This window comes from Acidovorax sp. LjRoot129, from assembly GCF_964253765.1.
Lineage (GTDB): Bacteria > Pseudomonadota > Gammaproteobacteria > Burkholderiales > Burkholderiaceae_C > Acidovorax.
On record NZ_CAXUSE020000001.1, the window covers coordinates 3,945,177 to 3,957,422 of the forward strand.

The 12,246-nt window shown below is 63.6% G+C and carries 16 protein-coding genes; 6 read left to right on the plus strand and 10 right to left on the minus strand.

Annotated features, from left to right (window positions below; all coding sequences use genetic code 11):
- Positions 1-239: 239 nt before the first annotated feature.
- Positions 240-818 (minus strand): oligoribonuclease, encoded by a 579-nt coding sequence (orn, locus tag ACSQ3Q_RS18115; RefSeq protein WP_436135718.1) that lies wholly within the window; start codon positions 816-818, stop codon positions 240-242.
- A gap of 37 nt (positions 819-855) precedes the next feature.
- On the opposite strand from orn, the gene ACSQ3Q_RS18120 reads away from it, so the two are divergent.
- From ACSQ3Q_RS18120 to rsgA, 3 genes are read left to right on the plus strand one after another with little or no spacing between them, the layout of a single operon-like run.
- Positions 856-2,163, plus strand: coding sequence for a M48 family metallopeptidase (locus ACSQ3Q_RS18120; protein ID WP_436135719.1), 1,308 nt, complete (start codon positions 856-858; stop codon positions 2,161-2,163).
- Complete coding sequence (locus ACSQ3Q_RS18125) at positions 2,160-2,495, plus strand: 4a-hydroxytetrahydrobiopterin dehydratase (protein WP_436135720.1); 336 nt, start codon at positions 2,160-2,162, stop codon at positions 2,493-2,495. Before ACSQ3Q_RS18120 ends, ACSQ3Q_RS18125 begins: the two co-directional genes overlap by 4 nt.
- 21 nt (positions 2,496-2,516) lie before the next feature.
- Entirely contained in the window at positions 2,517-3,461 is a 945-nt protein-coding gene (gene rsgA, locus ACSQ3Q_RS18130; protein WP_436135721.1) for a ribosome small subunit-dependent GTPase A, read from the plus strand.
- A 159-nt stretch (positions 3,462-3,620) separates the two neighbouring features.
- On the opposite strand, the gene ACSQ3Q_RS18135 is transcribed toward rsgA, so the two are convergent.
- From ACSQ3Q_RS18135 to rpsP, 6 genes are all read right to left on the minus strand, one after another.
- A complete protein-coding gene (locus tag ACSQ3Q_RS18135) occupies positions 3,621-4,607 on the minus strand; it encodes a CobD/CbiB family protein (RefSeq protein WP_436135722.1) in 987 nt (328 codons plus the stop codon).
- Between the two features lie 54 nt (positions 4,608-4,661).
- Positions 4,662-5,381 (minus strand): CoA pyrophosphatase, encoded by a 720-nt coding sequence (locus ACSQ3Q_RS18140; protein WP_436135723.1) that lies wholly within the window; start codon positions 5,379-5,381, stop codon positions 4,662-4,664.
- 114 nt (positions 5,382-5,495) lie between these two features.
- A complete protein-coding gene (gene rplS, locus ACSQ3Q_RS18145) occupies positions 5,496-5,891 on the minus strand; it encodes a 50S ribosomal protein L19 (RefSeq protein ID WP_436135724.1) in 396 nt (131 codons plus the stop codon).
- A 126-nt stretch (positions 5,892-6,017) separates the two neighbouring features.
- The gene (trmD, locus tag ACSQ3Q_RS18150; RefSeq protein ID WP_436135725.1) at positions 6,018-6,776 is read right to left on the minus strand and encodes a tRNA (guanosine(37)-N1)-methyltransferase TrmD; all 759 of its coding nucleotides are present in this window, start codon (positions 6,774-6,776) and stop codon (positions 6,018-6,020) included.
- A gap of 28 nt (positions 6,777-6,804) precedes the next feature.
- On the minus strand, positions 6,805-7,374 hold the full coding sequence (rimM, locus tag ACSQ3Q_RS18155; protein ID WP_436135726.1) for a ribosome maturation factor RimM: 570 nt from the start codon (positions 7,372-7,374) through the stop codon (positions 6,805-6,807).
- 78 nt (positions 7,375-7,452) lie between these two features.
- Entirely contained in the window at positions 7,453-7,704 is a 252-nt protein-coding gene (rpsP, locus tag ACSQ3Q_RS18160) for a 30S ribosomal protein S16 (protein WP_436135727.1), read from the minus strand.
- A gap of 147 nt (positions 7,705-7,851) precedes the next feature.
- Here rpsP and ACSQ3Q_RS18165 point away from each other — a divergent pair, with 147 nt between their 5' ends.
- Complete coding sequence (locus tag ACSQ3Q_RS18165) at positions 7,852-8,373, plus strand: N-acetyltransferase family protein (RefSeq protein WP_436135728.1); 522 nt, start codon at positions 7,852-7,854, stop codon at positions 8,371-8,373.
- A 6-nt stretch (positions 8,374-8,379) separates the two neighbouring features.
- On the plus strand, positions 8,380-8,826 hold the full coding sequence (locus tag ACSQ3Q_RS18170) for a hypothetical protein (RefSeq protein ID WP_436135729.1): 447 nt from the start codon (positions 8,380-8,382) through the stop codon (positions 8,824-8,826).
- A 166-nt stretch (positions 8,827-8,992) separates the two neighbouring features.
- On the opposite strand, the gene ACSQ3Q_RS18175 is transcribed toward ACSQ3Q_RS18170, so the two are convergent.
- The 3 genes from ACSQ3Q_RS18175 to ACSQ3Q_RS18185 all read right to left on the minus strand — a co-directional run bounded on the left by ACSQ3Q_RS18175 (position 8,993) and on the right by ACSQ3Q_RS18185 (position 11,189).
- On the minus strand, positions 8,993-10,012 hold the full coding sequence (locus ACSQ3Q_RS18175) for an inorganic phosphate transporter (RefSeq protein ID WP_436135730.1): 1,020 nt from the start codon (positions 10,010-10,012) through the stop codon (positions 8,993-8,995).
- A 16-nt stretch (positions 10,013-10,028) separates the two neighbouring features.
- The gene (locus ACSQ3Q_RS18180; RefSeq protein WP_436135731.1) at positions 10,029-10,676 is read right to left on the minus strand and encodes a DUF47 domain-containing protein; all 648 of its coding nucleotides are present in this window, start codon (positions 10,674-10,676) and stop codon (positions 10,029-10,031) included.
- Positions 10,677-10,826: 150 nt separating this feature from the next.
- The gene (locus ACSQ3Q_RS18185; RefSeq protein WP_436135732.1) at positions 10,827-11,189 is read right to left on the minus strand and encodes a DMT family protein; all 363 of its coding nucleotides are present in this window, start codon (positions 11,187-11,189) and stop codon (positions 10,827-10,829) included.
- Positions 11,190-11,594: 405 nt separating this feature from the next.
- On the opposite strand from ACSQ3Q_RS18185, the gene ACSQ3Q_RS18190 reads away from it, so the two are divergent.
- Complete coding sequence (locus ACSQ3Q_RS18190) at positions 11,595-12,242, plus strand: porin family protein (RefSeq protein WP_436135733.1); 648 nt, start codon at positions 11,595-11,597, stop codon at positions 12,240-12,242.
- Positions 12,243-12,246: the final 4 nt, after the last annotated feature.

Genomic DNA, 12,246 nt, shown 5'->3' on the forward strand with positions numbered 1-12,246 from the left:
TGGGCTGGCTAGCCCGGTGTGTGAGGGGAGATGCACAATCTGCGAGGGCTTTCCCACGCAGCCAGCGATTATGGCACGGTTTAGGGTTTCCCCGCAATACCCTTTCACCCAGCTGCCTCAAATAGATCGCGACGTGCTCCCGCCTGGACGCGCCACGGTCGTCCATCGGGCTGCGCTTATCGGTGCCATGCATTCCCAGTGCGACGCCGTCGCCGCCAGGCTTCACCTCACACCCGTTCTCAGACCGACAACAGGTGTTTTCGGTAGTGCGCGAGTTCTTCAATCGATTCGTGCACATCGGCCAGTGCCGTGTGTTTCTGGGCCTTCTTGAAGCTGGTGTAGGCCTCAGGCTTCCAGCGTTTAGCGAGTTCCTTGAGGGTGCTCACATCCACGTTGCGATAGTGGAAAAAGCGCTCCAGCTTGGGCATGTAGCGCACCAGAAAGCGACGATCCTGGCCAATGCTGTTGCCGCACATCGGCGCCACGCCCTTGGGCACGTATTTCGAGAGAAAAGCGAGGATCTGCTGCTCCGCCTCTTCTTCGGTCACGGTGGATGCCTTGACCTTGTCAATTAGTCCACTGCGACCGTGTGTGCCCTTGTTCCAGGCGTCCATCTTGTCCAGCAGGTCGTCCGATTGGTGGATCACAAACACGGGGCCCTCGATGCGGGGCTCGAGGTTGGGGCCCGTCACGACGACGGCGATCTCCAACAGGCGGTCGGTGTCGGGCTCCAGGCCGGTCATTTCGCAGTCCAGCCAGACCAGGTTCTGGTCGGATTTGGCAAGGGCTTGAGGGGTGGGGTTGTTGGCTTCTGACATGGCGCGGATTGTCGCCGATGGCCTAAACTCGCCGCTCATGCCCATTTCCGACGCTTTTTCCCCTTCGATGGCGCTGACGCTCGCGTTTGCCGCCGCACTTTCCCTGGGCCTGGTTCTCAAATTCTGGCTGGCTACCCGGCAGATCCGCCATGTCGCCCGCCATCGCGCGGCGGTCCCCGAACCTTTCGCAGAACGCATCACGCTCACCGCCCACCAAAAGGCCGCCGACTACACCATCACCAAGGCCCGGCTGGGCTTGCTGGAGACGGCACTGGGCGCTGCCGTGCTGCTGGGCTGGACGCTGCTTGGAGGCCTGGATGTGCTCAACCAGTGGCTGCTGCAGACCCTTGGCGGCGGCATGGGGCAGCAGTTGGCGTTGATCGTGGCGTTTGCTGCCATCGGCGGACTCATCGATCTGCCGCTGTCGCTGTACCAGACCTTTGTGGTGGAAGAGTGTTTTGGCTTCAACAAGATGACGTGGCGGCTGTGGCTTGCCGACGCGGCCAAGGGCCTCCTGGTCGGTGCGGTCATTGGGCTGCCCATTGCAGCGCTGATCCTCTGGCTCATGGGCGCCGCGGGGCCGTTGTGGTGGCTTTGGGCCTGGTGCTTCTGGATGGGTTTCAATCTGCTCCTGATGGTGATCTACCCGACCTTTATTGCGCCGCTCTTCAACAAGTTCCAGCCGCTTGAAGATGAATCGCTCAAGGCCCGCGTGACCGCGCTGATGCAGCGCTGCGGATTCTCGGCCAAGGGCCTGTTCGTGATGGACGGCAGCCGCCGCAGCGCACATGCCAATGCGTACTTCACCGGTTTTGGCGCAGCCAAGCGCGTGGTGTTCTACGACACGCTGCTGCGCCAGCTGGCACCCGGCGAAGTCGAGGCTGTGCTCGCCCACGAGCTGGGGCATTTCAAGCACCGCCACATCATTCAGCGCATCGTGGTCATGTTCGGGCTGAGCCTTGCCGGGTTTGCGCTGCTGGGCTGGCTCTCCAATCAGGTGTGGTTCTATACCGGTCTGGGTGTGCGGCCCAACATCTCTCTCGACCCGGCCCTCGCGGCCGCCCCCAATGACGCTCTGGCACTGCTGTTGTTCATGCTGGTGGTGCCGGTGTTCACGTTCTTCATCTCGCCCCTGTTCTCGCAACAGTCCCGACGCCACGAGTTCCAGGCCGATGCCTATGCCGTGGCCCAGGCCAGCGGCGCCGACCTGTCGTCGGCCCTGCTCAAGCTGTATGAAGACAATGCCTCCACGCTGACACCCGACCCGGTTTACGTGAAGTTCTATTACTCGCATCCGCCCGCCACCGAGCGATTGGCGCGCATGCACACCCCCGCCCACCCATGACCACCATGCTGAAGAAAAAAGACTGGTCCACACTGACCCGCCGTGCGCTGACCGCTACCGAAGTCGTAGCCAAACTGGCCCAACTCGAAGGCTGGAGCCTCACCGGCGACGGCGCCAACGTGGCCATCGAGAAGACGTACCAGTTCGCCAACTACTACGAGACGATTTCGTTCGTGAACGCGCTGGCTTTTATCGCCAACGCTCAGGACCACCACCCCGACCTGTCGGTGCACTACAACCGCTGTGTGGTCCGGCTCAACACCCACGACGTGAACGGCATCTCCTCCACCGACGTCGAATGCGCCGCGCAGTTCGACGCCCTGATCGCATGAGCCTGTTGCGCACGCCCCTCCATGGCTGAGCGCAGCGCCCTCATGGAAGGCACCGTGGTCGCCAGCCACGGCCGCCACTGCATGGTCGAGACGCCGGACGGAGAGCGCCGCATCTGCCACCCACGCGGCAAGAAAAACCAGTGTGTGGTTGGTGACCGCGTGCTCTGGCAGTCGCCTCCTCCCGGCCAGGGCGACGAGGGCACGATCGAGAAGGTGCAGCCACGGCGCAACCTGTTTTATCGCCAGGACGAAATCCGAACAAAGTCCTTTGCCGCCAACCTCGACCAGATCCTGATCCTGATTGCGGCGGAGCCCGTGTTTTCGGAAAGCCAGCTCGCCCGCGCGCTGATTGCGGCCGAGGCGGAGGGCATCAAGCCCATCATCGGCTTGAACAAGAGCGACTTGGTCGAGCCCTTTGCGCGCGCCTGGCAACGCCTGCTCCCCTACCGCCACATGGGAGAGGGCCAGCACTACGGCGTGCTGCCACTGTCGCTGACCTTGTCGAGCGACGTGGACCGCGCCTTGCTCATGAAGCACCTTGAGGGCAAGACCACGCTGGTGCTCGGGCCGTCGGGGTCGGGCAAGAGCACGCTGATCAATCTGCTGGTGCCGGGTGCCACGGTGCTCACCGGCGAAATCTCACAGGCGCTGAATTCCGGCAAACACACGACCACCAGCACGCACTGGTACTGGATGGATGCGGAGCGCAAAACTGCCCTCATCGACTCGCCGGGCTTTCAGGAATTCGGGCTGCAGCACATTGCCCCTATGCAACTGGCGCCCTGCATGCCCGACATTGCAGCCCACGCGAACCACTGCAAGTTCTACAACTGCACCCACTTGCATGAGCCGGGTTGCGGGGTGCTGGATGCAGTCAAATTAGGGCCTAGCGCTGGTGGAATAAGCGCTACGCGCTATAAAATTTATAGCGACCTGTTTGAAGAGCTGGGCCACACGCGGTATTGACCGCTCTTGCGCCGCCGGAGACTGCATCGCGCGAGCATTGACGCGCATCGCCCTCTTACGGCACCCCCTACACCAGCGCACCTGAGGAACTGGCTCTGTCCGGCCACAGGCTGCTGTCTCTTCGGGTGAAGCCGCGCAGTGGCTCGTGGGGCCGGTTAGCTACCCCAACAAACGCGCCAGGGTGAGCAACGCCAGCAGCAGCATCCACACCACTACCGAGCGCCAGACCAGGCCCACCACACTGCGCAGGTGGCCCACTTCGGGCTCGCGGCCCGGCGTGGCGTCGCTGTCGCCTAGATCGGCATCAATCTCCAGCCCCTGGGGCGTGTGCAGTTCGGTGCGCGCCTTCAACGCCTCGCCACCCAGGCGCACGTTGATCGCGCCGGCGGTAGCCGCCAGCACCACACCGTCGTTGTCATTGGGAAAGCGCTGAGCATGAAAGCGCCAGCCCTCGATCGCCTCTTCAAAGCTGCCGACCACCGCAAAACTCAGCGCCGTCAGGCGGGCCGGGAGCCAGTCCACTGCCGTCCAGGCCTGGGCCGATGCCTGCTGCAGCGAGGCGCTGGCCGGTTGGGCGCCGGCGCGTTGCTTGTACTGCCAGTAGCGCGATACGAACTCGGCCAACCGGTACAGCACGGCGCCCGTGGGCCCGAGCCCCAGCGCCGCGAGCACCGAGAACCAGGCCAGCACGCCAAACACATGCCGGTGCGCTGCCAGCACCGAATACTCAATCACGTGGCGCACGATCTCGCTGCGCGGCAGCGCGCCTACGTCCACCTGCTGCCAATGCGCCAGCCGCTCGCGGGCGGCGTCTTCGTTGCCCTCTTCCAGCGCGTCGCGGATGCCCGTGAAATGGTGGCTGAACTGCCGAAATCCCAGCGTGACATACAGCACGGCCACGCTCCAGAGTACGGCAAACGGCCAGCCCAGGCCCCACAACAGCAACCAGTGGATCGCGAGCGTGATGAGGGCTGGGACGATCACCGCCAGGCTCCAGGCCACCCAGCCGTGGTGCGGTTTGCCCGCGTCGAAGTTGCGGCTCACGGACAGCGCCCAGGCACGAAGGCCGGCATGGATGGGGTTGCTGCGAGCCAGCGGACGTGCCTGCTCGATCAGCAGAGCGAACAGGATGGCGAAGAAACTCATGGGGGGCAATGATACTGGCGCTTCACCCCGGCGCGCCTTGCTGCACTGCGGCGATCAAGCCTGCATGAAACGGTAGAAATTGCGCAGCATGCCGGCCGTGGCGCCCCAGATGAAATGGGTTTTTTCGCCGTCGTGGAAGGGCATGGAGAACCACTCGCGATGCACCCCATCATGGTCGAACACATGGCGCCGATGGTTGGCCGGGTTGAGCAAAAAGGCCAGCGGCACTTCGAACAGATCGGCCACTTCGTAGGGGTTGGGCTGCAGCACGCAGTCGGGCCGCACCAATGCCACCACGGGCGTGATGATGAACGACGAACCCGTCACATACGTGGGTAGCGTGCCCAGCACCTCAACAAACTCCCCGGCCAGCCCCACTTCTTCCTGTGCTTCGCGCAGCGCGGTATCGGCTGGCGTGGCGTCCTCAGCGTCGGCGCGCCCTCCTGGGAAGGCCACCTGCCCTGAATGCGTGGACAGGTGCGTCGTGCGCTCGGTCAACAGCACCGTGGGCTGCTCGCGCAGAATGATCGCGAGCAGCACGGAGGCGTGGGCGGGCTCGCGGTTCATGAACTTCTTTTCGGCCACCACCTCAGGCTCCCACTGGGGTGGGTGGGCAAAACGCGCGCGCAAGGCCTGCGGTGTCTGCGCCTCGGCCGGCACAGCCGGCAGGTGCGTGTCGACGCCCGCGACCGGCACCTGGCGCGGATCGAAATCCGGCAGGCTGGACAGCGGGACGATGACGGACGAGACAGCGGGGGGCGACGAAGAGCTCACGGGTGGGCTGAAAAGGAAGAAAAGGAAAGGGGCGGGCCTGAAAGTTAAAAAGCCGCTACAGGCAATCGCTGTAGCGGCTTGTCAGGACTGGGCCGTGGTGCCCAACTTGTCCGATCAGGCGGCCGTCGTAGCGGCAGCAGCTGCCTTGTTGACGCGCTGTGGCAGCTTTTCCTTGATACGTGCCGACTTGCCGCTGCGCTCACGCAGGTAGTACAGCTTGGCACGGCGCACATCGCCGCGGCGCTTGACTTCGATGTTGGCGATCAGCGGGCTGTATGTCTGGAACGTACGCTCCACGCCTTCGCCGCTGGAGATCTTGCGCACGGTAAAGCCGCTGTTCAGGCCGCGATTGCGCTTGGCAATCACCACGCCTTCGTAAGCCTGCACGCGCTTGCGGGTACCTTCCACCACATTCACGCTCACGATGACGGTGTCACCAGGAGCGAATTCGGGGATGGTCTTGTTGAGGCGGGCAATTTCTTCCGCTTCCAGTGTCTGGATCAGGTTCATTTGGATTTCCTTGGGATCTTGACCGCGCCAAAAATGGCTGCATCGGGATTGATGTCTCAGTGTCTTGAGCAAATTTTGCAAAAAGACGGCCGGGCAGAGGATCGAAAAGCCTTTGATTATAGCAAGCTAGCCCAGTTTGGCCAATACGGCTTCGTCCGCGGCGGCCAAACGGCCCGCGCGGCGGGCAGATTCAATCAGGTCAGGGCGGTGTTGGGCGGTGATGGCCAGCCGCTGGTCGCGGCGCCAGCGCTCGATTTGCGCATGATGGCCAGACATTAGTGCGGCTGGCACCTGCTGCCCTGCCCATTCTTCGGGACGCGTGTAGTGCGGGCAGTCGAGCAGGCCATCCAGCGCCGGGTTGAAGCTGTCGAGCTGGTGACTGCCCTCGTCATTGAGCACGCCGGGCTGCAGGCGCGCCACGGCATCGAGCAACGCCATGGCGGCAATCTCTCCACCCGACAGCACAAAGTCCCCCAGGCTGATCTGTACATCGACATGCGTGTCAATGAAGCGCTGATCGATACCTTCGTAGCGCCCGCACAGCAGCACCGCGCCGGCACTGGCGGACCATCGCTCCACGGCCGCATGGTTGAGCGGGCGGCCGATGGGCGAGAACAACACCAACGGAGCCTGACTGACGGTGGGCTCTGCCCGCTCGCTGCGGATAGCAGACAGGCACCGCGCCAGGGGCTCGGCCAACATCACCATGCCGGGGCCGCCGCCAAAGGGCCGGTCGTCCACGCGGCGGTAGTTGCCGTCCGCGTAATCGCGCGGGTTCCACAGCCGCACATCGACCTGGCCGCTGGTGTAGGCGCGGCGTGTCACGCCGCTGGCCAGAAACGGCGCAAACAGCTCGGGGAACAGGGTGATGATGTCAAAGCGCATGGTGCGCAGCGCGGCCGGTGCGTGCTGATCAGTAGTCGGGCTGCCAGTCGACCGTGATGCGCTTTTCGGGCAGATCCACCTTGTCGACGAAGGCCGAAACAAAAGGAATCATGCGCTCCTGCGGCTTTCCGTCCTGCTCGTAACCAAGCACCAGCACCGTCTGCGGGCCGGTGGACATGAGCTCCTGCACCACGCCCAGCGCCACACCTTCGCGGTTGATGACCGACAGCCCAATCAGGTCGACCCAGTAGTACTCGTCCTCCGTGGTGGAGGGAAAGCTCGAGCGCGGCACAAAGATGCGCGCACCGCGCAGTGCTTCCGCCGCGTCGCGGTCGTCAATGCCCTGCGCCCAGGCGACCACGGTGTCGGAATGGTTCTTGGCCTGGCGGATGGGCAGCAGCAACGTGCCAGCAAAGGTCTTGGCACCGCGCTCGGACGGCTGCAGGTACCAGCGCTTGGCCGAGAACAGCACCTCGGGATTGCTGCTGTGCGGCAGCACCTTGAACCAGCCCTTGATGCCCCAGGCATCGGCGATGCGGCCCACTTCGACGGCGTCGGCGGGCAGCTCTGTGGGTTCAAGGGTCAGATGGGCAGCCATGGCAGTGATTCATTCCAGAATAGGAAAAGGGCGGGTTCCGCTCGGCAAGCCGAGGGAACCCGCCCTTTTCAGGGAGCTTTAAGCAGCCTTCTTGGCGGCTTGCTTGACCAGGCGGTCCACGGTAGGCGACGTTTGGGCGCCCACGCCAACCCAGTAGGACAGGCGATCTTGAACGATGCGCAGGCCTTCTTCGGTTTCCTTGGCGGTGGGGTTGTAGAACCCGATGCGCTCGATGAAGCGGCCATCACGGCGCACGCGCTTGTCAGCAACGACGATGTTGAAGAAAGGACGACCTTTGGAGCCGCCGCGGGAAAGTCGAATGACGACCATGATTTATCCTTCGGGTGGTGAACTCCGGCAACATTTGCCGTGAGCCACTGTGTTCGCAACCATATTCGCAACGCTTGAGACACGCGACATGGCCACCCGGCCAGCGACACGCTGCAAAGCCCGCGATTATATCCACATCTGTTTTCCATGCCCACTATTCGTCCCAGCACTGACGCCGACCTGCCCGCCATCACGGCCATCTACCGCCACCACGTCCTGCACGGAACCGGCACTTTCGAGATCGATCCCCCGTCTGAAGCCGACATGGCAACGCGCCGCGCCGACGTGCTGGCCAAGGGCCTTCCCTGGGTCGTGGCCGAGAAGGACGGCCGGGTTCTGGGCTATGCCTACGCCAACTGGTTCAAGCCGCGCCCGGCTTACCGCTTCTCGGCGGAAGACTCGATCTACGTGGCTGATGACGCCCGCGGCCTGGGCCTGGGCCGCAAGCTGCTGACCGAGCTGACCGCGGCGGCCGAGGCCGCTGGCGTGCGCAAGCTGCTGGCCGTGATCGGCGATTCGGCCAACGCCGGCTCCATTGGCGTGCACCGTGCGCTGGGCTTTACCGATGTGGGCGTGATGCGCTCGGTGGGCTGGAAATTTGGCGCCTGGCGCGACATCGTGCTGATGGAAAAGTCACTGGGCGCGGGCGACACCACGTCGCCGGAATAATCCCGCATGAAAAACAAGACCCTGGCAGCGTGGCTCGCCTTTCTGGGCGGGCCGCTGGGCCTGCATCGCTTTTACCTGCATGGCCTGTCCGACCTGCTGGGCTGGTTGCTGCCCCTGCCCACGGCGCTCGGTGTCTACGGCATCCAGCGCGTGCAGCAGTTTGGCCAGGACGACCCGTACAGCTGGATGCTGATTCCGCTGCTGGGCTTCACCATTGCGGGCTGCGCGCTGCAGGCCATCCTGTTCGCATTGAAGACGCCTGAAGCCTGGAACGCCCGCTACAACCCCGGCGCCGAACCCGACGCCGCCCCGGGCCGCACGCGCTGGCTGACCATTGGCGCCATCGTGGCGTCGCTGATGATCGGCACGGCTGTGCTCATGGCCAGCATGGCGTTCAGCTTTCAACGGTATTTCGAATACCAGATTGAGGAAGCGCGCAAGATTTCGCAGTGACCGTGCCTGCGGGTGGCGCCCGATGCAGTGCGGCACGCACCGCCGTGCGTCCGCCCGCAGAGCCGACAAAAAAATAAACGCCCCACAGAATTGGCATTCCATGGGGCGCCAGCGCTTGTCAAATAAGCGCTTATTGCTATCTATTCAGGAGCAAAAAACCACAACATCAAAAGAGCTGCAGGCTGATCCAGTACGCGACCGCTGCCACGAAGGCACTGGCCGGGATGGTCAGAATCCAGGCCCAGACGATGTTGCCCGCCACACCCCAGCGCACGGCACTCGCGCGCTGCGTGGAGCCCACGCCCACGATTGCACCTGTGATGGTGTGCGTGGTGGACACCGGAATGCCCAGCGTGGTCGCGAGGAACAGCGTGAGCGCCCCGCCCGTCTCGGCGCAGAAGCCGCCCACGGGCTTGAGCTTGGTGATCTTCTGGCCCATGGTCTTCACGATGCGCCAGCCGCCGAACATGGTGCCAAGGCCAATGGCCACGTAGCAGCTGATGATGGTCCAGGTGGGTGGCGAGGCATCGGTGGCCGACGTATACCCGGTGGCGATCAGCAGCAGCCAGATGATGCCGATGGTCTTTTGCGCATCGTTGCCGCCGTGGCCCAAGCTGTACGCACCGGCAGACACCAGCTGCAAGCGTCGGAACCACTTGTCCACACGGCTGGGCCGGGCGCGCCGGAAGATCCATGCCACCGCCACCATCATGATGGAGCCGAGCGTGAAGCCCAGCAGGGGCGAGACAAAGATGAACGCCACGGTCTTCAGGATGCCTGCCGACACCAGCGCACCCGCACCGGCTTTGGCGATCACCGCGCCCACAATGCCCCCGATCAGCGCGTGCGACGAGCTGCTGGGGATGCCGTAGTACCAGGTGATCACGTTCCAGGTGATGGCGCCCACGAGCGCGCCGAACACCACATGCGTGTCGACCACCCCAGGCTGCACGATGCCTTTCCCCACGGTGGCGGCCACCGAGAGGTGGAAGATGAAGATCGCCACGAAGTTGAAAAACGCCGCGAACAGCACCGCCTGCGCGGGCTTGAGCACGCCGGTGGAGACCACGGTGGCAATGGAGTTGGCAGCGTCGTGGAATCCGTTCATGAAGTCGAACAGGATTGCCAGCGCCACGAGCAGGACCACGACCCACAGGGCCGCTTGCACGGTTTGTACGGGTTCCATGCTGGTCAGCCGGGGATCAAGAGTTCTCGAGGACGATGCCCTCGATGCAGTTGGCCACGTCTTCGCACTTGTCGGTGATGGTCTCCAGCAGCTCATAGATGGCTTTGAGCTTGATCACCTCGCGCACATCGGGCTCTTCGCGGAACAGCTTGCTCATGGCGCTGCGCATCACGCGGTCGGCGTCGGATTCGAGCTTGTCAATCTCTTCGCAGGTCTTGAGCGCGGCCTCGGCGACAGCCGGGTCGGCAATCTTTTCCAGCAGCTTCACCGCATCGCGCACCCGCTCGCAGCACTTGAGGCTCAAGTCCGTGAGGCGCGTGATCTCTTCCGTCATGTGGCGCACGTCGTACAGCGCCATGGTCTCGGCAGAGTCCTGAATCAGGTCGGCCACATCGTCCATCGTGTTGATGAGCGTGTGGATCTGCTCACGGTCGATGGGGGTGATGAAGGTCTTGTGGATGGCCTTGTTCACCTCGTGCGTCACGCGGTCGGCAGCACGTTCGGCGTTGTCCACGTCCTGGTTGTACTTGTCGCGCAGGTGCGGGTCGTTGTAGTTGGCCACCAGTTGCGAGAAGGCCCGGGCCGCCTCCACGATGCGGTCTGCATGCTGGTTGAACATCTCGAAAAAATTGCCTTCGCGTGGCAACAGCTTGGCAAACAGCATGGGAGCTCCTGCAGGGGGATCGGTTTTTTAGGAAAGAGACAAAGCCATGACAGAAACATGACTTTTCGATGACCCGGGGAGTTTAACCGCCCGCCCTCTGCGCCTTGGAGCGCGGCGGCTCCGCAAGCCGACCCGCTGCAGCCCAGGCGGTCAGGCGCCGCGGAAGATGAAATACACCGCGCCCACCAGGCACAAGCCCGCCCAGAGATAGTCCCACTTGAGCGGTTGCCCCATGTAGAACACCGCAAAAGGCACGAACACCGCCAGCGTGATCACCTCTTGCATGATCTTGAGCTGCCCCACGTTGAACTGCGTGAACCCGATGCGGTTGGCGGGCACCTGCAGCAGGTACTCAAACAGCGCGATGCCCCAGCTCACCAGCGCAGCGATGTACCACGGCGATGCCGCCAGGTTCTTGAGGTGTCCGTACCAGGCAAACGTCATGAAGACGTTGCTCGCCGTAAGCAGCAGCACGGTCTGTAGAGGTATGGGCAGGGATTGAAGAGTGTTCATAGGGCCGACGCCAGCGGGAAAAGGCTGAATTATGGGCAAAATTGGCCTCTAGCGCTTATTCAATAAGCGCTGGTAGCTATGTAAACAATAGCAACATGCACCCGTCTCGGAACGCGAAACTTCTACACGGTGTGGCAGGGCTGGATGGCCACGGGCAACTTTGCGCCCTCTCCCCATTGCCCGCCTGCCCGGCCCCGCAACGCACCTGTTTGCGGCCCGAGGGCGCGGGCCAGCCCGCGCCCCAAGACCCCATCCGCGATGGTCAGCGCACTCCTACATCCACCCGCCGCTCACTCCCACGCCCAGCCCCAGGCAGCGCAGTAGATTGGTCTTTCCCCTTTCGCAGGGCGGTCGCTTCGGCCCCGCCCTCTTCGCTCACCTGACGGCTTTGAACAGGACCTCTCCATGACGACCCACTCTTCCTTTCGCGCGCTTCCCCTGGCGGTGGCCATCGCCGCCTGCGCGGGCCTGGGCGCACACGCGCAGACCAGTAGCTCTTCTTCCGCATCCGGCGCGGCCGCGCAGGGACGCACGTCGGACCGCAACTCGGTGCTGCCTTACACGCAAGACGGCTATGTCGGCATGAGCGCTGGCCGCTCCAACTACAGCCTCAGCAACGGCCCTGCCGGGCTCGGGCTGAGCCGGGACGACTCCGGCAACGCGTTCAAGATCTACACCGGCGGCTTTTTCCACCGCAACATGGGTGTCGAAGTGGGCTACCTCAACGCCGGCACCGCACGGCGCCTGGGAGGCGACACCAAGGCCCACGGGTTCAACCTGAGTCTGGTGGGGCGCGCTCCGCTCAATGAACAATTCGACATCTTCGGAAAACTGGGCACCACCTACGGCCGCACCCGCACCTCGGGCGTGGCAGGCACGGGCGTGGCCATGGGCAAGGAAGACGGCTTTGGCCTCTCGTACGGCCTGGGCGCACGCTGGGCCTTCACACCGCAGTGGGCGGCGGTCGTGGAATGGGAACGCCACAAGTTCAAGTTCTCGGACGGCGACGACTCGGTGAACCTCACGACGGTGGGTTTGCAGTACCGCTTCTAGGCGG